The 24,129-nt window shown below is 68.2% G+C and carries 28 protein-coding genes; 17 read left to right on the top strand and 11 right to left on the bottom strand.

What is annotated here, in order from left to right; translation table 11 throughout:
* Positions 1-11 precede the first annotated feature (11 nt).
* Positions 12-389 carry a hypothetical protein gene (locus IEY28_RS17000; protein WP_189000683.1) on the top strand — a complete coding sequence of 126 codons (378 nt, stop codon included), beginning with the start codon at positions 12-14 and terminating at the stop codon, positions 387-389.
* Between the two features lie 66 nt (positions 390-455).
* Here the strand turns inward: IEY28_RS17000 and IEY28_RS16995 are convergent, their stop codons facing one another.
* On the bottom strand, positions 456-671 hold the full coding sequence (locus tag IEY28_RS16995) for a hypothetical protein (RefSeq protein WP_189000680.1): 216 nt from the start codon (positions 669-671) through the stop codon (positions 456-458).
* Positions 672-753: 82 nt separating this feature from the next.
* Positions 754-1,275, bottom strand: a complete 522-nt coding sequence (locus IEY28_RS16990; protein WP_189000678.1) for an archaemetzincin family Zn-dependent metalloprotease — start codon at positions 1,273-1,275, stop codon at positions 754-756.
* A 39-nt stretch (positions 1,276-1,314) separates the two neighbouring features.
* Here IEY28_RS16990 and IEY28_RS16985 point away from each other — a divergent pair, with 39 nt between their 5' ends.
* The 5 genes from IEY28_RS16985 to fer are packed head-to-tail and all read left to right on the top strand — an operon-like array spanning position 1,315 to position 4,506.
* Positions 1,315-1,713: a UPF0146 family protein gene (locus IEY28_RS16985; protein ID WP_189000675.1), complete on the top strand. Its 399-nt coding sequence runs from the start codon at positions 1,315-1,317 to the stop codon at positions 1,711-1,713.
* Between the two features lie 35 nt (positions 1,714-1,748).
* Positions 1,749-2,615 (top strand): TIGR01548 family HAD-type hydrolase, encoded by an 867-nt coding sequence (locus IEY28_RS16980; protein ID WP_189000672.1) that lies wholly within the window; start codon positions 1,749-1,751, stop codon positions 2,613-2,615.
* 51 nt (positions 2,616-2,666) lie between these two features.
* Positions 2,667-3,056 (top strand): hypothetical protein, encoded by a 390-nt coding sequence (locus IEY28_RS16975; protein WP_189000669.1) that lies wholly within the window; start codon positions 2,667-2,669, stop codon positions 3,054-3,056.
* 54 nt (positions 3,057-3,110) lie between these two features.
* A complete protein-coding gene (gene npdG / locus IEY28_RS16970; protein ID WP_189000666.1) occupies positions 3,111-3,776 on the top strand; it encodes an NADPH-dependent F420 reductase in 666 nt (221 codons plus the stop codon).
* A gap of 46 nt (positions 3,777-3,822) precedes the next feature.
* On the top strand, positions 3,823-4,506 hold the full coding sequence (fer, locus tag IEY28_RS16965) for a ferredoxin Fer (RefSeq protein WP_189000662.1): 684 nt from the start codon (positions 3,823-3,825) through the stop codon (positions 4,504-4,506).
* A 48-nt stretch (positions 4,507-4,554) separates the two neighbouring features.
* Here the strand turns inward: fer and IEY28_RS16960 are convergent, their stop codons facing one another.
* Complete coding sequence (locus IEY28_RS16960) at positions 4,555-4,821, bottom strand: thioredoxin family protein (RefSeq protein WP_166968252.1); 267 nt, start codon at positions 4,819-4,821, stop codon at positions 4,555-4,557.
* 104 nt (positions 4,822-4,925) lie between these two features.
* Here IEY28_RS16960 and IEY28_RS16955 point away from each other — a divergent pair, with 104 nt between their 5' ends.
* The 3 genes from IEY28_RS16955 to IEY28_RS16945 are packed head-to-tail and all read left to right on the top strand — an operon-like array spanning position 4,926 to position 6,892.
* Entirely contained in the window at positions 4,926-5,081 is a 156-nt protein-coding gene (locus tag IEY28_RS16955; RefSeq protein WP_166968251.1) for a preprotein translocase subunit Sec61beta, read from the top strand.
* A gap of 39 nt (positions 5,082-5,120) precedes the next feature.
* On the top strand, positions 5,121-5,495 hold the full coding sequence (locus IEY28_RS16950) for a DUF7532 family protein (RefSeq protein ID WP_189000659.1): 375 nt from the start codon (positions 5,121-5,123) through the stop codon (positions 5,493-5,495).
* Positions 5,492-6,892, top strand: coding sequence for a ribonuclease FAU-1 family protein (locus IEY28_RS16945; RefSeq protein ID WP_189000656.1), 1,401 nt, complete (start codon positions 5,492-5,494; stop codon positions 6,890-6,892). The genes IEY28_RS16950 and IEY28_RS16945 overlap by 4 nt, the downstream gene beginning before the upstream one ends.
* A gap of 25 nt (positions 6,893-6,917) precedes the next feature.
* Here IEY28_RS16945 and IEY28_RS16940 read toward each other — a convergent pair whose 3' ends face one another.
* Positions 6,918-8,303 carry an LVIVD repeat-containing protein gene (locus tag IEY28_RS16940; RefSeq protein ID WP_189000654.1) on the bottom strand — a complete coding sequence of 462 codons (1,386 nt, stop codon included), beginning with the start codon at positions 8,301-8,303 and terminating at the stop codon, positions 6,918-6,920.
* 72 nt (positions 8,304-8,375) lie between these two features.
* On the opposite strand from IEY28_RS16940, the gene IEY28_RS16935 reads away from it, so the two are divergent.
* Positions 8,376-9,113, top strand: coding sequence for an SDR family NAD(P)-dependent oxidoreductase (locus IEY28_RS16935; RefSeq protein WP_189000652.1), 738 nt, complete (start codon positions 8,376-8,378; stop codon positions 9,111-9,113).
* Between the two features lie 97 nt (positions 9,114-9,210).
* Positions 9,211-9,405: a hypothetical protein gene (locus tag IEY28_RS16930; RefSeq protein ID WP_189000650.1), complete on the top strand. Its 195-nt coding sequence runs from the start codon at positions 9,211-9,213 to the stop codon at positions 9,403-9,405.
* A gap of 96 nt (positions 9,406-9,501) precedes the next feature.
* Here the strand turns inward: IEY28_RS16930 and IEY28_RS16925 are convergent, their stop codons facing one another.
* Positions 9,502-10,083 carry an LURP-one-related/scramblase family protein gene (locus tag IEY28_RS16925; protein ID WP_189000648.1) on the bottom strand — a complete coding sequence of 194 codons (582 nt, stop codon included), beginning with the start codon at positions 10,081-10,083 and terminating at the stop codon, positions 9,502-9,504.
* A 117-nt stretch (positions 10,084-10,200) separates the two neighbouring features.
* Here IEY28_RS16925 and uvrA point away from each other — a divergent pair, with 117 nt between their 5' ends.
* From uvrA to IEY28_RS16910, 3 genes are all read left to right on the top strand, one after another.
* Positions 10,201-13,188: an excinuclease ABC subunit UvrA gene (gene uvrA / locus IEY28_RS16920; RefSeq protein WP_189000647.1), complete on the top strand. Its 2,988-nt coding sequence runs from the start codon at positions 10,201-10,203 to the stop codon at positions 13,186-13,188.
* A 73-nt stretch (positions 13,189-13,261) separates the two neighbouring features.
* Positions 13,262-15,175: a S9 family peptidase gene (locus tag IEY28_RS16915; RefSeq protein ID WP_189000645.1), complete on the top strand. Its 1,914-nt coding sequence runs from the start codon at positions 13,262-13,264 to the stop codon at positions 15,173-15,175.
* A 201-nt stretch (positions 15,176-15,376) separates the two neighbouring features.
* A complete protein-coding gene (locus IEY28_RS16910; RefSeq protein ID WP_189000643.1) occupies positions 15,377-16,333 on the top strand; it encodes a WD40/YVTN/BNR-like repeat-containing protein in 957 nt (318 codons plus the stop codon).
* Here the strand turns inward: IEY28_RS16910 and IEY28_RS16905 are convergent.
* Positions 16,330-16,716, bottom strand: a complete 387-nt coding sequence (locus IEY28_RS16905; RefSeq protein WP_189000640.1) for a hypothetical protein — start codon at positions 16,714-16,716, stop codon at positions 16,330-16,332. The two genes, IEY28_RS16910 and IEY28_RS16905, sit on opposite strands and share 4 nt — an antisense overlap.
* Positions 16,717-16,823: 107 nt before the next feature.
* On the opposite strand from IEY28_RS16905, the gene IEY28_RS16900 reads away from it, so the two are divergent.
* Together IEY28_RS16900 and IEY28_RS16895 are read left to right on the top strand one after the other, a co-directional pair.
* Positions 16,824-17,273, top strand: coding sequence for a DUF5518 domain-containing protein (locus IEY28_RS16900; RefSeq protein WP_189000637.1), 450 nt, complete (start codon positions 16,824-16,826; stop codon positions 17,271-17,273).
* A gap of 101 nt (positions 17,274-17,374) precedes the next feature.
* A complete protein-coding gene (locus IEY28_RS16895; protein WP_189000634.1) occupies positions 17,375-18,502 on the top strand; it encodes a geranylgeranyl reductase family protein in 1,128 nt (375 codons plus the stop codon).
* Here IEY28_RS16895 and IEY28_RS16890 read toward each other — a convergent pair whose 3' ends face one another.
* Positions 18,503-18,751, bottom strand: a complete 249-nt coding sequence (locus IEY28_RS16890; RefSeq protein ID WP_189000631.1) for a DUF8151 family protein — start codon at positions 18,749-18,751, stop codon at positions 18,503-18,505.
* A gap of 83 nt (positions 18,752-18,834) precedes the next feature.
* Between IEY28_RS16890 and IEY28_RS16885 the strand changes: the two genes are divergently transcribed.
* On the top strand, positions 18,835-19,062 hold the full coding sequence (locus tag IEY28_RS16885; RefSeq protein WP_189000628.1) for a DUF7860 family protein: 228 nt from the start codon (positions 18,835-18,837) through the stop codon (positions 19,060-19,062).
* 248 nt (positions 19,063-19,310) lie between these two features.
* Here the strand turns inward: IEY28_RS16885 and ygfZ are convergent, their stop codons facing one another.
* From ygfZ to IEY28_RS16865, 4 genes are all read right to left on the bottom strand, one after another.
* Positions 19,311-20,396, bottom strand: a complete 1,086-nt coding sequence (gene ygfZ / locus IEY28_RS16880; RefSeq protein ID WP_189000626.1) for a CAF17-like 4Fe-4S cluster assembly/insertion protein YgfZ — start codon at positions 20,394-20,396, stop codon at positions 19,311-19,313.
* Between the two features lie 38 nt (positions 20,397-20,434).
* Positions 20,435-21,676, bottom strand: coding sequence for a carboxypeptidase regulatory-like domain-containing protein (locus IEY28_RS16875; RefSeq protein WP_189000623.1), 1,242 nt, complete (start codon positions 21,674-21,676; stop codon positions 20,435-20,437).
* Between the two features lie 78 nt (positions 21,677-21,754).
* Positions 21,755-22,699: a sugar kinase gene (locus IEY28_RS16870; protein ID WP_189000620.1), complete on the bottom strand. Its 945-nt coding sequence runs from the start codon at positions 22,697-22,699 to the stop codon at positions 21,755-21,757.
* Positions 22,700-22,779: 80 nt separating this feature from the next.
* Positions 22,780-23,907 (bottom strand): carboxylate--amine ligase, encoded by a 1,128-nt coding sequence (locus IEY28_RS16865; RefSeq protein ID WP_189000617.1) that lies wholly within the window; start codon positions 23,905-23,907, stop codon positions 22,780-22,782.
* Positions 23,908-24,129 lie beyond the last annotated feature (222 nt).

The following is a 24,129-nucleotide window of genomic DNA, read 5'->3' as shown; positions in this document are numbered from 1 at the left end:
ATCCCGACAGCATGGCACGTAGCGAACGCGCGGTCGTCGCCCGAGACCTGTTCGTCGGTGCGTCGAACGTCGTGACCGCGACACTGATAGCGTATTCGCTCGACGGGCCGACGGCGTGGCCGCTCGGTGCCGTCGCTGTCGCGTTCGGCAGTGTCCTCTTCGCGGCGGTCGACCGGAGTGCCGCCGGGACCTGGGGACTCACAGTCGGACTGTCGGGGAGTATCGTCGCATTTGCCGCGGTGCTGTGGTGGCTCGGCCCCGGAACACCGCTCGCAGTGCTCCCGCCGCTGCTGTTCGGACTGGGCATCGGGACGGCCGCGAACCGCCTGCTGTTCGGCGTCGTCTATCCGCTGCCGGAGGCGTGTCTGCGACGGGAAAACCTGACGTAGCCATTCGGGGGCGTTTCGAGGAGGGGCGGAGAACACGTGGGGCCGCGCCGGTGTGCGGTGGTCGGGCTACGTCGCGGGGTCTGAGGTGTCGCCGGTTTCGGACCCGGCGACGGCGTCGTCGAGTCCGTCCGCGACTTCCTCGGGGTCGAACTCCTCGTCCGGCCGGAGTTCGCGGTCGGTGGAGTCCCCGGCCTGTTGTTCGGTGACCGATTCATCGCCGGTGACCGAGACGAAGATGTCACCTAGCTCCGCCACTCGGTCGCTGGACTGACTCTTGCTCATTCGCGTTCGGGAGGAAGAGCCAGAGGGAATTAGGCGGTCTACCTAACTCGTTAGGACCGTCGCAGTCCGGCGGTTACCGCGGTCAGAGGACGTTCCGCTGGCAGGAGCCACACAGCGACGCCTCCTTGACGTCGACCTGTCGGACCGTCGGTGAGAAGTTCATCACACAGCGCTTGTTGTCACAGTGTTCCAGTCCGAGGGTGTGGCCGATCTCGTGGACGACCTCTTTGCGGACGCGTGCGGAGAAAATCTCGCCGGCCGAGCGGTTCGAGAACCCGCCGTCCGAGGACGTCTGCAGGCGATACGTGGAGATGACGCTTCCGGAGCCGCCGAGGTAGGCGAGTCCGAACACGTAGTTGCGGCGGCGATAGAAGAGGTCTTTCGGCGTGATTGCGATGTTCTTGCTCCCGGAACCGACCCGTCGAGCGAGGTCGATGAACTCCTCGGCGCGGTACTGGTCGCGGTCGCCATCGTACGCACCGGCGGGCACCGACTGTGGCTCGTGCATGGAGACCTCGCAGTCGTAGGTGGCACGGAGGCCGTCGGAGGCCTCCCGCTTCACCTGGGCGGAGACTTCGCCCACCGGTACGATGTCGACGTGCATGCGAATCCATATGGGACGGCACCGCTTAAACATCCCGCCATGAGCGACTCCGACCGTGCCCTCGTCGACCGGTTGGCCGCCGCCGAGACGGTCGTCGAAGTCGGCGTCGGCAACCACCCGGCCGTGGCTGCTGGACTGGTCGAGCGCGGCGTGACCGTGACGGCGACCGACGTTCGACCGCGGCGGGTTCCCGAGGGCGTGACGTTCGTCGTCGACGACGTGACCGAGCCGACGCTCTCGGTGTACGAGGGGGCGGACGTCGTCTTCGCCCGGAACGTCCCGCCGGAACTCCATCGCCCGCTCCGGGACGTGGCTCGCCGGGTCGACGCCGCCTGCTGGTTCACGACGCTGGGCGGCGATCAGCCGACGGTCCCCGTCGAACGCGAGCAACTGCCGGACGGGGAGACGCTGTATCGCGTCAGCGAGGGGCCGGGATAGCAAGCGGCTTGAACGAGGGCCGCGACCCACCCGATATGCAAGTCGACGCGGTGGTCCTCGACATCGACGGCGTCCTCGTGGACGTGGCCGACTCCTACCGACGCGCGGTCGTCGAGTCCGTCGAGCGCGTGTACGGCGACACCATCGAGAAGGCAGCCATCCAACAGTTCAAGGATGCGGGCGGATTCAACAACGACTGGGAAGTGACCGACGCGGCGGCGCTGTTCGTCCTCTCGGCCCGCGAGGCCGACGTCGCGGACCTCGCGGCCTTTACCGACGCTATCGCCGAACGCGGCGGTGGCATCGAGGCGGCCGAAGCCGTCGTCGGTGACCTGCTGGACGAGGCGGCCGCCGAGCGAGTCATCTCGGCGTGGGACCCCGACGAACTCCGGGACGTGTTTCAGACGCTGTATCTCGGGAGCGACCTGTACCGCGAGTTAGAGGGCGGGGACCCGCCCTTCGACGCGCCGGGGTACATCAACGACGAACCCGTGCTGGTCGACCCCGAGACGCTCGCGACCCTGCGAGAGCGCTACGCCGTCGGCGTCGTCACCGGCCGACCCGCGGCGGAGGCCGACATCGCGATGGCGCGCGTCGGACTGGACATTCCCGACGAGCATCGGTTCACGATGGACGACTGGGAGGAGGGCAAGCCACACCCACGCGCACTGACGACGCTGGCCGAGCGCTTCGGTGCCGAGCGCGTGGCGTTCGCTGGCGACACGCTCGACGACGTGAAGACGGCGGTCAACGCCGACGACGCCGACGGCGACCGCGTGTACTACGGCGTCGGCGTCCTGACCGGCGGCCTGACCGGCGAGACCGGTCGCCGGAAGTACGCCAACGCGGGCGCGAGCGCGGTCGTAGAGACCATCAACGATCTCCCGGACCTGCTGGAGTAACGGGCTCCGGCGAACGGCAGGGATTTCAACGATGGGTCGGAACTGACGGGTATGGGACGACGGGGGCGAATCGGTTGGTCGCTGTTAGTGAGTATCTGGGCCGGCCTCGTCGGCGGCGCCGCGGTGTTCGAGCCGGGGCTCCAGTACGTCCAGTTGTACGCCATCGGCTTCGCGCTGGTCGCGTTCCCGGCGGCGTACTGGACGATTTCGACCCACCAGCAGATTTTCCGGACCGCGCACCGGCCCGGCCGAGTCGCCGTGTTCATCCTCGTCATCTTCGTCGTCACGGTAGCGCTGGCGACGGTGTTCGTGTTCCTGCTTGGCAACACCAGCCCCCTCGGTATCGTCGCCCAGTTGGTGGCCTACGTGGTCGGTCTCGCGGCGGCGCTGTATGCGGCCTACGGCGGCGGCGTCGACTATCTCTGGAACGAGTACACGTAGGCAAGTCCCACCGGTCGCACAACGCTTATTCGGAGGTCGGCCTACCGCGTAGATATGGATATCGCGCTACTCGGCGGGACCGGTGACATCGGCGAGGGACTCGCCCTTCGCTGGGCGTACGACACGAACCATACCGTCATCGTCGGGTCACGTGAGGCCGAGAGGGCCGAGACGAAAGCCGAGGAGTACGAGACCGAACTCGACAGCCGCGGACAGGACGTCACCATCGAGGGACTGGCAAACGAGGACGCGACCGCTCGCGCGGACGTGGTCGTCACGGCCGTCCCGGCCTACCACCTCACGGACACCGTCGAGAGCATCGCCGACGAACTCGGTGACGCCACCCTCGTCGCGCCGGCCGTCGGGATGAAGCGGGACGAAGACGGCTTCCACTACAACCGTCCCGGCGTCGGCAGCGTCACGCAACTGGCCGCGAAGGCCGCCCCCGAGGAGACGCCCGTCGTCGGCGCGTTCCACAACCTCGCCGCCGGTCGGCTGGCGAACTTAGACGCCGACCTCGACTGGGACACGGTCGTCGTCGGCGACGACACGGACGCGAAAGACACGGTTTGTGAACTCGCGGAGGGCATCGTCGGCCTGCGCGCCCTAGACGGCGGCCCCCTCTCGAACGCCGCCGAAGTCGAGGCGGTGACGCCGCTGCTCATCAACGTCGCCCGCCACAACGACGGTATGCACGACCTCGGCGTCCGGTTCCAGTAGCGACCGTCGAAGAGAGACTTTTCACCCCGCAGTCCTACTCCCCGGTGTGGCCTCCCCATTCGAGATACTCGGTGTCGACCCGGACGCAGACGAGGCCGACATCGTCGACGCGTACCGGGAGCGAGTCAAGGAGACCCACCCCGACCAGGGCGGGTCGGCCGAGGCGTTTCAGGCCGTCCAGGACGCCTACGAGCGCATCGAGAACGGCTACGAACCAGGCGACGAGCCACGGTATCCGCCGACCGGGCCAGCGCCCGGCCCCACCGAGGCGGACCCCGAACCGGAGCCCGACCCCCCTGAACCCGAGGGCATCGAGGTCGAGTACCTAAACTACGAAGTCGTCGCGGACGAGGGGTGGAACCTCGACGACGACGACCTCTTCGAGAAGGCCGCCGACGGCGGGTTCGACCCGGCGGACTACGGCCGGTTCCACGTCGCGGAGAACGAGTCTTTGCTCGAAGCCGCCGAAAACGAGGGGTACGCGTGGCCCTTCGCCTGCCGCGGTGGCGCCTGTACGAACTGTGCCGTCGCCGTCGTCGAGGGCGAGATGCCCTCACCGGCGAGTCACATCCTGCCCCAAGAACTCCACGACAGGGGGATTCGCCTCTCCTGTATCGTCGCGCCCGAGTCGGACGCGAAAATCGTCTACAACGTCAAGCACCTGCCCGAGGTCCACGACCTGTTGCTCCCGGCGAGTCGGTTCGAGCAGGCGTCGTCCTCGACGGACTGAGCGATCGCTGGGGCGTCGGTTGGACCGTGAAAAGTGGCGGCGCTGTGCTTACGCGCCGGCCTGCGAGAGCGCGTCTTCGAGGTCCTCGGCCTGCGTGACGCCGACGAAGCGCTCGACGATACCGTCGTCGTTCTCGACGATGAGCGTCGGCAGGGAGCGTACCTGATACTCGTTGGCGACGTCCTGTTCTTCGTCGACGTTGATCTTCTCGAACTCGACGTCAGTCCACTCCTCCTCTAGATCTTCGAGGATAGGGTCTTGAGTCTTGCAGGGGCCGCACCAATCGGCGTAGAAGTCCTTGAGCGTGACCGTCATGGTTCTCTTCGATGTAACCTGTGGTGCCAGATAAGGATTGTCCATGTGGGTGCGGCGGGGGCGAACCCGAAAGGCTTACTCCCGGGGAGTGGACAGTCTGTGGTATGAGCAGCGACAGCGGCGGGCTGATGTCGAGTGCCGGACTGGTCCGGTACTTCGACGCCGAGGACCAGAACACCATCCGTATCGACCCGCGAACCATCGTGGCCTTCGGCATCCTGTTTGGCGCCCTCATCCTGGTGCTGAACGCGATGGCCTGAGTCCGCGACGTTTTCTATCCCCCGCCGACAAGAGCGGGTATGCACTTCACACAGCGCGAACAGCGCGCGCTCCGGCAGGCCGGCGTCGAACAGGCGACCATCGAAGCCGCCTCCGAGGCCGTCGTCGCCGCCACCGACGCGGCCGCCGAGGACCTCGAAGCGTTCTTCGCCGATCTGGAGACGGTCCACTCGGACATGGACATCGCCCATAGCTCCGCGGACGTCCAGACACACACCGTCGAGTACGTCGACCTCTACACGCACGCCGACGACATCCGCGGTTACGTCCGCTTCGACTCGTGGGGCGTCCCGGTCGAGGGCGGGCGGGTGCTGAACGAGGACGTGGTCGAACTGACGCTGGGCCCGACCGTGGACGGTCGGGTCCGCTTCGCGACCGAGCGAGACGCGCTATGAGCGTCCGCATCAGGGGCATCTACACGACGGCGCTGACCCACCTGCTCGACGATGCGGGCCTCGACGTCGTACAGGCGTCGGGCCCCATCGAGGACCGCTTCGACGCCGAGTTCGCGGCCGAGCGAGCGGCGGCGACCGTCGAGACGACCGACGACCGGCAGGGCGTCGGCGTCAGCGGGGACGCCGAGACGGTCGACCGGGTCGTCGACCTGCTCGCCGACCTCGGTCGGGACGCGCTCTGGTGGGCCGACCCGCTCCCCGAGGGCGCGGTGTACGCCGGCGAAGTGACGGAGACGCTCGGAAGCGGCGCGGTCGTGGACTGCGGCGACGGCGAGGGCTTCCTCCCGTACTCGAACGCCGAGGGCCGGGTCGAGACCGGCGACCGCCTGCGCGTGCAGGTCGTCGAGGGGAGCGCCCCGTGGACCGACGGGCGACCGGTCCTCGACGGGACGATCGCTATCCGCGGCGACGTCCTCACGCTGGAACGCGGCGGGTCGAACTCGACGACGGCGGGCGGCCCGGCCATGCTGGACGTCGTCGCGGCCGACCCCCGTGAGGGATGGGGCGTCTCGTGGGAGCGCGAGAGCGACGACGCGTCGTTCGACGCGCTAGCCGACGCGCTCTCGGCGGCCAACGACCGGGCCGAAGCCGTCGATACTGCCCTCGACGGCACCGACCCGGCCGCCGAGGTCGCGCCCCACCGCTACCACGACGGCGGCGCGACGACGTGGGTGTGGTTCGGCCGGGAAAGCCGCTTCGCGCTGGACGAGCAGCGACGCGAAGTGACGACGACGATGCAGGGCCACCATCGCGTGAAAGCCGGGTCCAGCGCCGCCAGCGCCGCCGTCGACTACGTGGAGGCGCTGTGTTCGGACCCCGGAAGCGGCGGCGGGACGGACTTCCCCTTCGCCGTGACCGCACGGCAGTTCGGCCCGCAGGCCGGCGGGTCGCTCACGCTCGGCCACGGCAAACCGGACGGCCGACTCATCACACTGGGCCGGGCCGACGTGCAGTCGGTCGACGCCGACGGGACGGTCACCGTCGAGCGAGAGATGCGTGCCGGCGGCGAGTACGACGCCCTCGGCACCCCGAAAGAGGCCGGCGACGTCGCGGAGACGAAACTGAAGGAGGGCCGGTGGTGGTACCCGACGACCTACCGGGACGGCGACGGCGAGACGAAGGGGACCTACGTCAACGTCTGTACGCCAGTCGAGATATTCCCGGACACCGCCCGGTACGTGGACCTGCACGTCGACGTCGTCAAGCACGCCGACGGCACCGTCGAACGCGTCGACGACGACGAACTCGACGCGGCCGTCGAGGCCGGGACCGTCCCCGAGGAACTGGCCGAACGCGCCCGCAGCGTCGCCGCCGCGGTTGCGAGCGCGCTCGCCTGAGCGACGCTTTGCCGGGCCAGACGCCTCAGCGCCGAAGTCGCCACGCCGCGAGACCGACGGCCGCGAGCGCCGCGGCCACGCCGAACCCGTCGCCGGCGGCCCCGACGATGGGAACCCCGCCGCCCGTGGCCGAATCAGTCTCGTCGGTGGGTGCCCCGAGACGCGGGTCCGGGAAGGCGTAGACGCTGGGGGTGACCGCCGACCCGGCGTTGGCGTTCGTGTTGGCCGCGAGGAAGCACCCGGCACCGCGCTGGGCCGTCCAAAACGACGTGGTCTCGGAGTCCCGCCACGCGAACACCTCGCGCGGAGAGGCGGGGTCGCGCACGTCGTGGACGGTGACGCCGCCGTTGTACCACGCCGCGTAGCAGCGGCCGTCGGTGAGTTCGAAGTTGTGCGCCGTCGTCAACACGCCGCCGGGCGTCGGGTCGCTCGTCGGCGGCGGGCCGATAGTGGCGACGGACTCGGGGGCCGTCTCGTCGGTAACGTCGAACAGTTCGATGCCGCTCGGGCCGCCAGAGCCGTCGTCGTCGAGGTCCCACGACTCGCTCCCGACGCCCAGCAGCGTCGCGTCCTCGTTCACCGTGACGAAGTGGTCGTTGCCCGGCGGCTCGCTCCGCTCGACGGACGGTGATTCGACGTCGGCCAGTGCCGCCGGGTCGCGCCCGCGGACCCGTGAGACGAGCGCTGGGGCGGTCGGGTCCGAGACGTCCAGAATCCACGTCCCGGCGTCCCAGTACGCGAGATAGGCCCGGTCACCGTGGACCCACACGTCGTGCAGGGGGCGGAGGCTTCCGGGCACGTCCCGCCACGCCTCGTCGGCGTCGAACAGCGACCACGTCCCGGCCTCCCGTTCCGTCTCGGTGTCGACGACCAGCAGGGGGTTCCCCGCGCGACTGTTGGCCGTGAGGTAAGCGTACCGGCCGTCGAAGTCGCAGTTGTGGACGACGGTGTCGACCTCGTAGCCGACGACCCGGTCGAGCGACTGGCGGTCGGTCACGTCGAAGACGACGAGGCCGTGAGCGCCCTCTGCGGGGTGGGCCGGGCCGGCGACGAGGAGTCGATCCCCGCGGAGCGCGAGGTCCTGCACTTCCTCCATCGGTCCCTCGGCGCTGTCGGCCAGTAGGTCCGTCCGGTGAGTGATACGGCGCGGGTTCGTGGGAGTGGTGACATCGACGACGGCGACCCCCGTCCCGGTGGCGACGTAGGCGGTGTGGCCGTCCGGACTGGTGACCAGTTCGTGGGCACCCGGCAGGTCGAGCGTCCCGAGTGTGTCGCGGCCGGTCGGCGTCCCCGCGGGCGTTCGGGCGGTGCCGTCGGCCGTCGGCGTGGGATGGCCGCTGGCAGCGCCAGTGACCGCGGCGGCCCCGACGCTGGCGGCGCCGACGCGCCGGAGGAACGTCCGCCGATACATACCCGGCCTCGGGGTGGAACGGCAAGAAGCCTTCCGGTGGGGGTTTTCATCCGGGCGCACCGTAGCGATGGTATGCTCACACCGGACCTCGACGGCCGCACCGCACTCGTGACCGGGAGCGCGAAGGGCGTCGGCCGCGAACTCCTGCTCGCTATCGCCGACCACGGCGCTGACGTGGCCGTCCACTACAACACGAGCGCCGACGCCGCCGCCGAGGTGGCCGAGGCGGCCCGCGAACGGGGCGCGACGGCGACGACGGTACAGGGCGACGTGACCGACCCCGACGCCGTCGACGCCATCTTCGAGCGCGTGGCGGCCGACCTCGGGCACGTCGACGTGCTGGTCAACAACGTCGGGGCGTTCGCCCCCTCGTACTGGGAGGACATCGACTACGAGACGTGGCGGACGGTAATGACGACGAACTTCGACGCCACCTGTCTCTGTTCGAAGCGTGCCCTCCCGGCGATGCGCGAGGGGTCGTGGGGCCGCATCGTCAACGTCGGCTACGCCACCGCCGAGCGAACGTACGTCGACCCGGTGAACTTCCCGTACTACGTCGCGAAGGCCGGCGTCATCATGTTCACGCGGATGCTCGCCGCCGAGACCCAAGACGACGGCATCACGGTCAACGCCGTCTCCCCCTACACCGTCGAGAACTCCGAGGAGTTCCCCGAGGACCTGCCGCGCGGGCGACCGGCCTCCTTCGAGGACATGCAGCAAGCGTTGCTGTTCTTCCTCGACGAGGACTCGGACTACATCTCCGGGGAGAACGTCGAAGTCGACGGCGGACTGGTGCCAGAGCGGTTGTAGGCTGAGCGCCCGACGGTAGTTGTTCAAACCACACTGGTCAGTACAGTTAAACCAAATTTCGTGAGTTTATTGGTGTCGAACGGACAAACCGAATCGAATGTCGGTGCAAAAAGCCCTCCTGCTTGAGCTATTCGCAATCGTTCTCGTACTTTATGGAGGATTCACGATATTGAGCACGGATATGATGGGTGAGTTGTGGGCCTTGTATATAGGATTCTACCTCGGTCTCTTCGGACTTGTCTACGGTCTCGTCGGTGGCAGGATAGTAGCGGCCATCCGAAACGATACGTAAGCACACCTACTGAGCATCGTATTCCCGCTACCAGAAGATGAAAACAACACCTCGTCACACACATACGAGAGGCCCAGAAACGGGATTCGAACCGACTCAGTTGCCCTGAATCGCGTCGATGACCATCGCCGCGGCGATGATGGGTTCTTTCGGGACGGAACTGGCGTCGTCGATGGTTATCTCGTAGCGGTCCTTCAGCGAGAACTGCCCGTCGATGTTGCCGACGTGGTCGCCGTTCTGGTCGGTGATCTCGTACTTGTGGGGGATCCAGTGACCGAAGGGAAGGACGTTCCGGGCCAGCGTCACCATCGCGCCACGGGAGTTTATCTCGGCGAGTTTCTCCTCGGTCTGGGCGTCGCGAACCTTCCACGTGTCCTGCAGGATGGAGTAGTCGTTGTCGAGGACGACGACGTCCTCGCCCGTCTGGGAGTCGGTCAGGACGTAGTTGCCGGCCACGTCGATGATGCCGCCGGCGTTGACCTCGAACACCTCGTTGTCGTCGGCGTCCACGAACGGGAACTTCTCTTTGAGTTTGAACATCTGCTGCTTGCCCCGCAGGACGACGTTGCCGGCGGCGTCCATCGCCTTGTACTTGTTCCGGACGAGGCTCTGCTCGACGGTGTACGTGTCGTCTGTGAGTGCGATTCCCTGTATGTCGTACTTGCCGGTCGTACTCATGTGCTTGAATTATACAGCCACAACTTGAAACTTTTCGTGGTGGTTCCTCTCAGACGGACAGGGGGTTCGCGAGCAACCGACAGGGTTTCACGAGTCCCGTCCCTGGGGAACCCATAGATGAGCAAGGACGTCATCGAGGTCAGGGGTGCAGAGGAACACAACCTCAAGGACGTCGACGTGGAGATTCCCCGCGAGGAACTCACCGTCGTCACGGGGCTATCGGGGTCGGGGAAGTCGTCGCTCGCCTTCGAGACGGTGTACGCCGAGGGCCAGCGGCGCTACATCGAGTCGCTGTCGGCCTACGCCCGCAACTTCCTCGGGCAGATGGACAAGCCACAGGTCGAGAACGTCGAAGGCCTCTCACCGGCCATCTCCATCGACCAGAAGAACGCCGCCAACAACCCCCGGTCGACGGTGGGGACGGTCACGGAACTCCACGACTATCTCCGGCTGCTGTACGCCCGCGTCGGCGTGCCACACTGCCCGGAGTGTGGCCGCGAGGTGGGCGAGCAGTCCGCCCAGAACATGGTCTCGCGCATCCTCGAACTCCCCGAGGGGACCCGTGCGAAACTGTGTGCCCCGGTCGTCCGCGACCAGAAGGGGGCCTTCGAGGACCTGTTCGACGACCTCGTGAGTGACGGCTACTCGCGGGTCGAAGTCGACGGCGAGGAGTACGACCTCACCCTCGACCGGCCCGAACTCGACGAGAACTACGACCACACCGTCGACGTGGTGGTCGACCGCGTGAAGGTCTCCGCGGACGCTCGCTCGCGCATCAACGACTCCGTCGAGACGGCCCTGACCGAAGCCGACGGGACGCTGAAGGTCGTCCTCCCGGACCCGCCCGAGGGCGCGGCCGACGCACTGGGCGGGTCGACCGCTCGCGCGACCGGTGACCTTGCCGACGCCGAAGCGGACGAGGAAGCAACCGAGGACCGCCTCGTCGTCGAACTCTCGGAAGATCTCGCCTGCACGCACTGTGGCATCGACATCTCGGAGGTCGAGACCCGCTCGTTCTCCTTCAACTCGCCCCACGGCGCCTGTCCCGAGTGTGAGGGGCTGGGCGAGACGAAGGAGGTCAGCGAAGACCTCGTGATTCGGGACGCCTCGAAGCCGCTCAAGCACGTCTTCGAGCCGTGGAGCTACGACCGCACGTACTACTCCCGGCAACTCGACAACGTCGCCGACCACTTCGGCGTCTCGCTGGACACCCCGTTCGAGGAGCTCGACGAGGCGATTCGGCGGCAGTTCCTCTACGGGACCGACGACGTCGTCCACTTCCAGTGGCGCACGAAGAACGGCACGCGGGAGAAGACCGAACGCTTCGAGGGTGTCATCCCCAACCTCGAACGCCGCCACGTCGAGACGGACTCCGACCGCGCCCGCGAGCACATCGAGGAGTTCATGGCGACGACGACGTGTCCCGCCTGTGAGGGGACCCGCCTGAAGGCCGAATCGCGGGCCGTCCTCGTGGACGGCACCGCCATCACCGAGGTAAACAGGATGTCCATCGGGGACGCCTTAGCGCACTTCGAGGGACTGGAGGCGAACCTCTCGGCCCGGGACACGAAAATCGCCGAGGAGATTCTCAAGGAGATCCGCGCCCGTCTGGGCTTCATGCAGGAGGTCGGCCTCGAATATCTGACGCTGGACCGCGAGGCGTCCACTCTTTCGGGCGGCGAGAGTCAGCGCATCCGCCTCGCCACGCAGATCGGCTCCGGTCTGGTGGGTGTGCTGTACGTCTTGGACGAACCCTCTATCGGCCTCCACCAGCGGGACAACGACCGCCTGCTGAACACGCTGGAAGAGCTGCGCGATCTGGGCAACACCCTGCTCGTCGTCGAACACGACACCGAGACGATGCGCCGGGCCGACCAGATAATCGACATGGGGCCGGGGCCGGGCAAGCGCGGCGGCGAGGTCGTCGTCAACGGCCCGCAGGAGGAACTGATGACCACCGAGGCGTCCGTCACCGGCGATTATCTGGCCGGCGACCGGGTGATTCCGGTGCCCGACGAACGCCGCGAGGGCGACGGCCACCTCACCGTGACGGGCGCGCGCCAGCACAACCTCGCGGACCTCGACGTACAGTTCCCGCTGGGGACGTTCACAGCCATCACCGGCGTCTCCGGGTCCGGCAAGTCGACGCTGATGCACGACGTGCTGTATAAGGGGCTGGTCCGCCGGATGAACGACACCGACGTCAACCCCGGCGAACACGACGCCATCGAAGGCATCGACGCCATCGAGACGGTGCGGCTCATCGACCAGTCGCCCATCGGCCGCACGCCGCGGTCGAACCCCGCGACCTACACGAACGTCTTCGACCACATCCGCGAACTGTTCGCCGAGACCAACCTCGCCAAACAGCGCGGCTACGAGAAGGGGCGGTTCTCGTTCAACGTCAAGGGCGGTCGGTGTGAGGCCTGTGGCGGGCAGGGGACCGTCACCATCGACATGAACTTCCTCTCGGACGTGGAGGTGCCCTGCGAGGAGTGCGGCGGCGCCCGCTACAACGACGAGACGCTGGACGTGACCTACAAGGACGCGACCATCGCCGACGTACTGGAGATGAGCGTCGAGGAGGCCTACGACTTCTTCGAGAGCCACCCCGGCATCCGCCGTCGCCTCCAGCTCCTGAAGGACGTGGGACTGGACTACATGACGCTGGGACAACCCTCGACCACGCTCTCGGGCGGGGAGGCCCAACGGGTCAAACTCGCCGAGGAACTGGGCAAGAAAGACTCCGGCGAGACGCTGTACCTGCTGGACGAACCCACGACTGGGCTCCACCCCGAGGACGAACGGAAGCTCATCGACGTCCTCCACCGCCTGACCGACGACGGCAACACCGTGGTCGTCATCGAGCACGAACTGGACCTCGTGAAGAACGCCGACCACATCGTCGACCTCGGCCCCGAAGGCGGGGAGAACGGCGGCGAACTCGTCGCCGAGGGCACCCCCGAGGCAGTCGCGCGGACCGAAGCGTCGTTCACCGGCCAGTACCTGCGTGACCTCCTCCCCGACGTCGAACTGGAAGGGCCGCGCGCCGACCGCGACCCCGTCGAGGGCGACGACGCCGCGGCGAAGGCCGACGACGACTGACGACAGGGCCCGGACCGGTCCTGCCGTATCCGGGCAGAACTTCTACATGCGGACCGGTCCTGTGTCGGGCTGAATGTCTGACCCTGACAGTTCGGAGACACTCGAAGCACTGGCCAGTCTGCCCACACTGGCACATCCGACTGCGTCCCCCGACGGCGAGTCCGTCGCCCTCTACTACGACGGCACCGGCCGCAACGAACTGCACGTCCTCGACCCAGACAGCGGCGAGTCCGAACAGTGGAGCGACGGCGAGGTGCCCCGGAACGCCCGCTGGCACGTCGAGTGGAGCGCCGACGGCGAGCGCGTGTTCTTCCACCTGGACGACGCCGGCGACGAACAGAACGACGTGTACGCCATCGACCGCGACGGGACCGTCGAACCGGTCGTCGAGATGGACGGGCAGGTCGTCGTACAGGACGTCGGCGCGGACGGCGAGACGCTGTTAGTCGGGTCGACACGCGACGGGCAGATGAATCTCTACGCTCACGACCTATCGAGCGGCGAGACGGCGAAGCTGACCGACTACGAGCGGGCGGTCTGGACCGGCCTGCTCTCGCCCGACGGGGACCGAGTCGCCTACACGACCAACGAGGCCGACGACTTCGAGAACATGGACGTGTATCTGGCCGACGCCGACGGCTCGAACCCCCGGACCCTCGGCGTCGGCGAGACGGGCGCGGAGGCGGCCCCCGTCGACTGGGGCCCGGACGGCGACCGCCTGGTGGTCTCGGACAACAGCGCCGACCTGACGCGGGCCGGCGTCTACGACCTCGAAACCGACGAGGTTGCGTGGTTCGGCGGCGAGTTCGAGGAGGAGCCACACGGCTTCACGCCCGACGGGGAACGGTTCCTCGCCACCCGGACCCGCGAGGCCGCGAGGATGCCCGTCGTCTACGACGTCGACTCGGGCGAGAGTCGTGAACTCGACCTCCCCGAGGGCGTCGCCACGTTCGCCGGCGACTCGACGCTCGCCGACGGCCGAGTCCTGCTGATCCACACGACGCCGACACACCGACCGGATCTGCTGGCCTACGACCTCGCGGCCGACGAGTACGAGACGCTCCACGAGGCCGAGTACGGTCCGTTCTCGCCCGAGGACTTCGCCGAGGCCGAGTTCTTCACCGTCGCGTCCGACGGCGTCCCCGAGACCCGACAGGCCGCCGTCGAACACGACCCCTACGAGACGCTCGACGTCGGCGCGCTCCTGTACGACTCCGGCGAGCGACCGTCGCCGCTCGTCGTCAACCCCCACGGCGGCCCGCGGGCGATGGACACGAAGTCCTTCGGTCTCTACACCCAGTTCCTCGTCCAGCGGGGGTTCTCGGTGTTGCAGGTGAACTACCGGGGGTCGACCGGCCGCGGCCGCGAGTTCGTCCAGCGACTGTACGACGACTGGGGCGGGGCCGAACAGGGCGACGTGGCGACGGCCGCCGAACACGTCCTCGACACGCGCGAGTGGGTCGACGACGAGCGCGTGGCCGTCTTCGGCGGGTCCTACGGCGGCTACTCGGCGTACTGGCAGCTGGTCCAGTATCCCGACCTCTACGACGCCGGCGTGGCGTGGATAGGCCTGACCGACCTCGAAGACCAGTACGAGAACACGATGCCCCACTACCGCACGGAACTGATGGAGAAGAACATCGGGACACCCGAGGACAATCCGGACCTCTACCGGGAGCGCTCGCCCGTCGAGTACGTCGAGAACCTCTCGGCGCCGCTGTTCGTGCTCCACGGCGTCAACGACCGCCGCGTCCCCGTCTCGCAGGCCCGCCTGTTCCGCGACGCCTTAGACGATGTCGGCTATACAGAGGGGCCGGAGAGCCCGCGAGGAGACGGCAGCGCCGTCGGCGGCGACTACGAGTACGAGGAACTCGGCGAGGAGGGTCACGCCTCCTCGGACATCGACCAGAAGATTCGGCTGTTCGAACTGCTCGACGACTTCCTCGACCGGCGCATCGGCACCGAGGCCGTCGCCGCCGACGACTGAGCGGACAGCACGTATTACGGTCCCTGCCGACGGGTTCGAGTACTGATGGTCTGGTCGGGTGCGGACGGCGACCGGACAGCGCGCCGCCGGTCGAAGCAGTTCCTCGGGGCCTGCTTCATCGCGCTGTACGTGGTCGCGCTGACCCGGTCGGTCAGCCGGTGAGCGCGCAATCTTTCTGCCCCTCGCCGACGTAGGCGTGGTATGGACACCTGCTACGCCGCTCTCTCTGACCGGTTGCTCGTCGGGTCGGGCGAGTGGACCGAGCGCCTGCGCGACCACACGCTCGAATGCGTCGCCGCCGACGAGCGAGCGCCCGACCGGGCCTTCGTCGGGACGGTCGGCGCCGGACTCCAGCGGACGACGGACGGCGGGGAGACGTGGGAGCGCGTGCTGGACGCGGGGGACCGCGTCACGAGCGTCACCGTCAGTCCACGCGACCCTGACGGAGTGTGGGCCGGCACCGAACCGAGCGCCGTCTATCGGTCGACGGACGGCGGCGAGACGTGGACAGAGTGCGGGGGGCTCACGGACCTCGGTTCCGCCTCACGGTGGTCGTTCCCGCCGCGGCCCCACACCCACCACGTCCGGTGGCTGGCCGTCGCCCCGGACGACCCCGACCGGGTGTACGTCGCCATCGAGGCCGGGGCGTTCGTCCGGACCGAAGACGGCGGCGAGACGTGGGTCGACCACCCCGCTGGCGGGCGACGCGACAATCACACGCTGGCGGTCCATCCGGACGCTCCGGCGAGAGTGTACACGGCCGCCGGCGACGGCTACGCCCAGTCAGAAGACCGCGGCGAGACGTGGCAGTACCCGCAAGACGGCCTCGACCACCGCTACGTGTGGGGGCTGGCGGTCCACCCCGACGACCCCGACTGCGTGGTCGTCTCGGCCGCCCGCGGTCCCCGGTCGGCCCACGTGACGACCGGCGAGAGCTACGTCTACCGCTGGACCGGCGACGGGTGGACGGCGGCGATGGACGGCCTGCCGGGCCCGGACGGCCTCGCGCGGGCCGTGCTGGCCCCGGACCCCGACGGGGCGATATGCGCGGTGACGAACCACGGCCTGTTCCGGTCGGTCGAGGGTGCGGAGTGGGACCGGGTCGGGTCGTGGGAGGCGGCGTACGAGCAGGTGCCACGCGGCCTCGCCGTCGTCTAGAGGAACGAGCCCAACGCGACGACGAGCGCCGTCGAGACGACGGTCAGGACGGCCGCGATGCCGAGAATTGTCGCGGCCCGCTTCCGGTCGGCGGCGACGGCCTCGCGTTCGGCGACCGACCCGGCGGCCCCGCCGGACCCCGAGAGGTCGTACCGGGCCAGCGCCCCGAAGGCGACGCAAAATTGGAAGTAGTCCTGTAAGACGCCGAGCCACCCGCCAAAGAGGAACGGCGCGGTGGCCCAAAGCGTGCTGGTCGGGAGTACCGAGAGGACGACCGCGAGGACGATAGCCGCGGCGACGCCGAACGACCCGATACCGGCCTGTCGCCGGGCGCGCCGCTGTGTCGAGCCGATGTTACACACCCCTGGCTGATACGCTGCCATACCGATCGAGACGGGCTGAAGCGACAAATATCGTCAGGACCCGACCACCGGCCCTCAGTCGTGGCGCCTAGGTTGAATTTATGTAGGTCGGTCGAGAATAATTGGTTGTGACCCGGATTGGTTCCCTCCACCCCGAACTGAGTGTGAGCTGGACGTACGCCATCCTCGGCGGTCTAGCGACGATTCCGTTCACCGTGGCCAGTTACTGGAGCAGCGGCGAATCGATGGCGTTCTCGTCGGTGTTCGTCGCCGCAGTGGCCACCGGCTACCTCGCGAAGCGACACGGCCTCGAGAGTAGCCCCGTCGGCGTCCGGACCGGACTCGTCGGCGCTCTGCCGGTCGCCTTGCTACTGGCGGAGGTCCTCGGCGCCGCCACCGCACTGGGCGGTTCGCTGCCGTTCATCGCGGCGGCGAGCGTCTTGACGGCCGGCTTTCTGGTGGCGATACTCGGACTGGTCGTCGGGCTCTCCGTGCTGTTGGGCTGGGCGGGCGGGCGACTCGGCGGCTGGCTCGCGGAACGAAACAGCCACGCACGGCCGCCCGCGATCGGTAACTGAGACGAGCCAGCACGCCGTTTGCCTGTTCGAGACGAGAGCGTCCCGGCCGTTTCCGACACGAATCGAGAAAGTACTTGTCTCGCGGCGCCGACGCGACACGTATGCACGATGTCGTCGTCGTCGGTGTCGGCCCCGCTGGCGCCCGCTACGCCCGGCGGGCCGCCGAGCAGGGATACGACGTCCTCGCCTTCGAACAGGGGACGGTGGGGGAACCGTTGGCCTGTTCGGGCCACGTCAGTACCGACGTCTGGGCCTACACCGACGACGCCCGCGACGAACTGCTCCAGAACGAGGTGTCCGGCGCGCGTTTCCACACCGACGGGCCGGGCAGCGACGCCCACCCCTTCTACAAGGACGAGGTCATCTCGAACGTCATCGACCGCGTCGGACTGGACCGCCACCTCGCCGAACTCGCTCGCGAGGCCGGGGCCGACGTCCGCGAGGAACACACCGTCGTCGGGGTTAGCGAGGGTCGCGAGACCCTCGGAAACGCGAGCGGGGAGGAACACGACCCGCGAGCGGACCACGTCACCGTCGAGGTGAAAGGCCCGGACGGTATCGAGACCCACCGCGCGAGGATGGTCGCCGGGTGTGACGGCCCCAAGAGCCGCGTCCGGCGGGAACTGGGCCTCCCCGAACCCGACGAACTGCTCCACGGGGTCCTCGGGTTCGACGAGACGGCCGACCACGGTGACTTCGTCGACGTCCACCTCACCGTCCCGAAGTTCTTCGCGTGGCGCATCCCCCGCGGCGAGGCGGGCGTCGAGTACGGACTGGCGGTGCCGCCGGGCGACGACGCCCGGGAGCGCTTCGAGACGTTTACGGACGGTTACGACGCAAACGTGACACGGCGCTGTTCGGGCCTCATCCCCATCGGCCCGCCGAAACGCGTCACGGGCAGGCGGTCGTTCCTTATCGGCGACGCCGCCGCCCAGACGAAACCGTTCACCGGCGGCGGCATCCTCTACGGCATGACCGCCGCGGACCACGCGGCCCGCGAAATCGACCCCGAGGACCCGGCGACGCTGGGCGATTACGAACGCGCGTGGCGCGACGACCTGCGACAGGAGATACGACTTGGCCACGCCGTTCGGGCGGGCTACTCGGTACCGAAAGTGGTTCAGAAGGCGGGCCTGAAGGCGTTCGAAGGCGAAATCGGCGTCCACATGGACCGGCCGACGACGCTGTTCTCCCGCGAGCAACTGAAGGCGCTGCTGTCTCGGTCGTGATCAGTTCGCCGCCACCGTCTGCCGAAGTCCCAGCCACACCCGCTTGTAGCCGAGCATGTAGAGGCCGGCATACAGCAAGACGGCGCCCATCCACAGTTCCCAGAGGCCGAACACCGACTGGCCGGCGAGCAGGTTCGAGAGCCCGGCGCTCTCCGTGAGGGCGCCGACGACGGTCAGTAGGCCGGCGACCAGCGCAGAGAGCAGGAGGCCGAGCAGTTCAGCCAGCGATTCAGAGGCGAGTCCGTTCATCAGCGATGCGTATGCCGATGTGAATTATAACCCTTTCCCCGCAAAGCGCAAGCGGTTAGTGGGTCCACAGCGACCCGGCGAGTATGACACAGTACCGCGATATGGACCACGGACTGTTGGCGAAACGGGGCTTCTTCCTCGGTGTCGGCCTCTTCGCGTTCGGCGCGCTCGGCGAACTTCTCGGCCACACGCTCCTCGGCCCGTTCCCGGCGTGGAGTAACGTACTGTTGACCGACATGGTGGCGCTCGGCATCCTGCTGGGCCTGCTCTCGCCGCTCGTGTTCGGCATCGTCCTCCCGCTCATCGAGTGAAGCGGCGACTCGGTCCAACGTAGCTACCGTCGCCAGCGTGGCCGCCCGCGATTCGCGGCGGCAGTCGCGGGGACGGTCCTCGGGCTCTGGCACAGCCTCGCACCGCACCAGTTCCAGACCGTCGGAGTCCCGCCGACGGCGGTGACGCAGGTCGGCGGGACGTGTCTCGCCGCGCTCTCGACGTACACGGCGCTGGTGACCGTCGAGTACTATCCGAGCGAACCGGCGTTCGCGGAAGACGACGTGGGCTACTCGTAACTGGGGAGTCGCGCCGACACCGCGGAGCCCTCGACGAACGGCAGGTCGGTCCGCGTCGCCTCGACGCCCTCGCCGTCGACGCGGACCGTCAGGGCCGCGTCTGGCAGGTCCCAGTCGACCGCCGCCATCGCGATGGGTGCCTCGCGCATCGGACTGTTGGTGGCGCGGGTGACCTCGCCGACGTGTTCGTCCCCGGCGAAGACGGCGGCACCGGCGTCGGGCAGTTCGTCGACGGCGAGGCCGACCAGCCGGGACGGAGGATGGCCACGGTTCTCGATGCGGGAGACGACTTCCTGCCCGACGTAACACCCTTTATCGAAGTCTAAGGCGTTGCGCAGACCGAGTTCGTTCGGGACGTGCCCCTCGATTTCGGTGTCGAACAGCGGCGACCCGGCCTCCATGGTGAGCGTCTCCCACGTCCGGTAGCCAAAGGGGACGGCGTTCAGTCCGCGGTTGACGAGCGTATCGAACACCGGTTCGGCGTCCTCGGCCGCACACACCACGTCGTAGCTCTCCTCGCCGGCGAGGTTGTCGGTGCGGATGACCGAGACGCCCACGTCGCCGAGTTCGCCCCGGTTGAACGAGAGGGGTGCCTCGGGCGAGGCGGCCTGATGGAGGACGCTCGCAATCTTCTCGGTGGCCTTCGGGCCGTGAACGCCGAAGGTGGCGAAGTCGTCGGTCGCGACCCGGACGTCGACGTCCTGGATGAACGTCTTTTCTTGCCACTCTTCGGCCAGCGCTGTAGCTTCCTGTGGCGGGGTAAAGACGAGCAAGCGCTCGCCAGCGTTGTAGACGTACATGTCCGTCTCGACGCGGCCCTGCGGGTCGAGTAAGAGCGCGTAACAGCCCTGCCCGTCTGCGTCGGGGACGCGGTTCGAGACGGCGTTGTCGACGTACTCGACCCGGTCCGCGCCGGTGACGACGAGGACGCCGTAGCCGAACTCACAGACCCCGACGACGTTCCGAACCGCGCGGTGGGTTCGCTCGGGACGGCCGTAGGTGTCGACGACGCGGCGGCCGCCGACCTCACGGAACGTCGCCTCGTGGGCAGCGTGTACTTCCTCGAGGACAGTCATTGCTCACGGATGGGTGCCTCGCGCCCAAAAGGGTCCCGCTACCGCCGCCGGAGCGCCAGCACCACGAGCAAGGCGAGTGCGACGACGACCGTCACCGGCGTGAATCCGGGCCCGCTCTCGCCGACCAGTCCGCCGCCGTCGGTCGGCGTCTCGGTGTCCGTCGGCGTCGTCGTCTCGGTAGCCGTCTCGGTCGACGTGTCCGTCGCGTCCGGGTCGATACCCTCGACGCTGGCCGTCGCCGAGAGGTCGCCCGCCGTCGCGGTGAAGGTCACGTTCCCCGCGGCGTCGACCGGGACCGTCGCGACGCCTGCGTCGTCGGTCGTGCCGACAGTCTCCCCGTTCCGCGTGACGGTCGCGTTCACCACGGGGTCGCCGTACTCGTCGGTCGCTTCGAGACGGACCGTCTCGCCGACGACGACCCGTTCGTTGGCGGGCGCGAGTTCGATCCGGGGCGTCCGCCGGATGGCCACGTCGACCGACGTGGGCGACTCGCGGACCCGAACCTGCCGTCGACTGGTTTCGTAGCCCTCCTTGGTCACTTCGAGCGTGTACTGGCCGTTGACCGGGACGCTGATGGTCGCCTCGCCGTCCGAGAGCGTCTGGACGGTGCCGACCGACGGGACGGCGACGGAGGCGTTTCGAAGCGGTCGGGGACTCCGGAAGTGGTCGTCGGTGACGGTGACGGTGACAAGCACCGACCCCTCTTCGAGCGTCAGCGTCGCCGCAGTCTCACCGGTGACCGCCAGTCGCGTGGAGTTCCGGAAGTAGCCGTCTTTCGACGTGAGGACGCGGTACTCGCCCGCCTCGACTGTGGGCGTCTCGACCACGCCGTCGGCGTCCGTGCGCTGGTCCGTGACGAACTGGCCCGACCGATAGAGTTGGACCCGTGCGTTCTCGACCGGGGACCCCTCGGTGTCACGCACCGTCAGCGTCGCACTGGCGCTCTTCGAGACCGGCACCTCGACCGACCGGGCGGTCGCGTCGGCGACGAGGTACGGCGAGTTGCGGATGTACCTGTCGTCGTCTACGTGAATCCGCACGTCGGCACCCTCGGGAACGTCGAGGAGCGCCTGTCCGTTGGCCCGCGTCGTCTCGTTGACCGGGCCGCCCGCTCCGTCGTTCCACGTGGCGTAGACGTCGACGTCGCTCAGTGGGTCGCCGTTCTGGTCGACGACGGTGACCGTAAGCGTCACCCGGTCACCCTGCGCGGCACCGACGCCGACGGGAGCGACCACGGCGAGGACGACGGCGAGGACGAGCGCCGAGCGAAACGAGGACATACGCGGTGGTAAGGGAGCCCGCGTTAACAGTATAGTCGACTTATTCCGGTCAGAGAGGAGTTTCCAGCCAGTCTCCGATCACCGACCGCGGTCGGACTGTGACTCGACGAGGCGTTCGACTTCGGCCTGTTCGAGCGGTGTGAGCGGCCCGGGCATCGTCCGGGTCAGCGCCGCCGCGGCACTCCCGTACGCGAGTGCGTCGTCGGTCGGCGCGCCGTCGGCGAGTCGCTGGAGGACGGCCCCGACCAGCGCGGCGTGTTGCCCGGAGCTATCGACGGCGGCCGTCTCGAAGGCGTCCTGTTCGTGGACGACGGTGTCGTGGTAGGCGACGACGCCGTGTTCGCTGCGCGTGAGGATGACCCGAGAGAAGTCGTACTCGGCCGCGAGGGTATGGACGAGTTCGCGGGGCCGCCCCGTCTTGTCGAAGACGGCCTTCGCCTGATCCTCGCTCGCGAACAGCAAGTCCACCGCGTCGAACAGATCCGAGAGCGTGTCGTGGGCGGCCTCGGCGCTCCAGAGCCCCGGGTGGTAATCGAGGTCTAACGCCCGCATCCCCGGCGCGGCGCGGAGGAGCGCTCCGGCCGTCTCCGCCGCCGTCGCCGAGAGGGCGGCCATCGACCCGGCAGTGAACACGACGTCGGCGTTCTGAATCCGCCCCATCGGTATCTCGCCGGGCGTGAGCGTCGCCATCGCGGTGTCGCCGCGGTCCTGCAGGAGGCGGTCCGCCCGGGGCGCTGCGGCGTCCTCGTAGAAGGTCAGGCCCTGCCGTCCGTCGTCGGCGTCGGCCCACACCACGTCCGTCTCCAGTCCGTGCTCGTGGAGTTCGGCGACGACGCGACGGCCCAGCGGCGTGTCCGGCAGTTTCGAGAGCCAGACGGCGTCGCCGCCGAGTCTGCTCGCCGTCGCCGCGACGGTACTCGCCGTGCCGTCGGCCCGCATCCGTACCTCGCGGGCCGTCTCGAAGCGCTGTCCGTCCGGCGGGGCGAAGCGGAGCGCCGTCTCGCCGAAAGTAACCAGTGACATACCCAGCGTATCGAGAGACTGGGGCTTAGTTCAACCGGCCGACTCGGCGTACGGTTCGGGCCGTACCGGGCCACCGACAGTCAGTTGACCGGGCCGTCGACGCTGACGACGGCCGACGCCATCGCGCGAGCGCCCTCGACGACGTGAGGGAGCGGGTCCGTGAGTTGGAGGTTCGACTGGGTCGACCGCGAGAGCAGATCGGTGGCGACCGCCGGAGCGCTCCGCGGACGTTTCACGGCGTGCAGGAGGTCGCCGGAGAGCGGCCAGTGGTACCGGGCCGGCGTGAATTCGAACGCCGGCACCGTCCCCTCGGAGAGGTACTCCAGCAGCGCGCACGGGAAGTTCATCCCCGAGGCGACCCCCAGCCCCATCGACCCCCAGAACTTCGGGTTGCACTCGAGCAGTCGAGGGGTTCCGTCGGCGTCGTTCTTGAACTCCAGCATCACGACGCCGCTCCAGTCGAGTGCCGACAGCAGGGGGTCGGCGTACGCGTACAGTTCCGGGTCCGAGAGGGACTCGGCACAGACGCTCTTGCCACCCGACGGCGGCGACTCGCGGATACGCCGGTGGGCGTAGTGGCCGCGGCACTCCCCGTCGACGTAGAGACCGAAGAAGCCCCGGCCCCGGCCGTTCAGGTAGGCCTGATAGACGGGGTCGGAGTCGTGGGTCTCCGTGTAGGTCCGGTACGTGGACCGGAGTTCCGCCGGGGACCCGACGTACCGGAGGAAACGTGGCTCCGTCTCGCTCCCCGTCTTGAACACGCCCGACGGGCCGACAGTCTCGACAGCGCGTGTGACGTCCGACGACGACCGGATACGGACCGACGTGGGCGTCGGGATGTCGAACTCGCCGGCCAGCGAGTGCAGGTCGTGCTTGTCGATGGCCCGACGAAACGACGGTTTCGGCGGGAGAATCGGGTCGAGCGGGGCGGGAATCGTCTCGCGGTGTTCCGAGACGATTTCCGTCGTGCGTCCGCTGACCGGCAGGACGTAGTCGTAGCCGTACTCCTCGACGACGCCGGCGAGTTGGGCCGCGTAGTCGGCGGCGTCGTCGGCCTCGATGCGGTGGTCCCGAGCGGTGAACCGGGAGGCGGCCGTCAGCGAGAACGGAAACTGTGCGACCACCCCGACTTCGTCGGCGACGGACTGGACGGCCCTGACCACCGTCAGCGACTTCTTCTCGAAGCCGTCGGTAACCAACACGTCCATACGACTATGCCTCTCACAGTAGCGTGATTGTAATTACAAACTTACGTCGGGTAACCGGTTTCAGACCGCTCTGCGGACGCGACTGGCGCGTCGACCGGCCGAATCGGACCGGACACCGCACCGGTTCGCACGCCGACGGTGGTGAACCTGCCCAATAAGGGCACTACTACCACGACACGGCCGACAATCGGGACACCATTACTTTGCGCCGCCGACGGAAGG

The sequence above is a fragment of the Haloarcula pellucida genome, assembly GCF_014647235.1.
Lineage (GTDB): Archaea > Halobacteriota > Halobacteria > Halobacteriales > Haloarculaceae > Haloarcula > Haloarcula pellucida.
The sequence above is the reverse complement of the archived record's forward strand: the minus strand, read 5'-3'. Positions and strand labels throughout refer to the sequence as shown.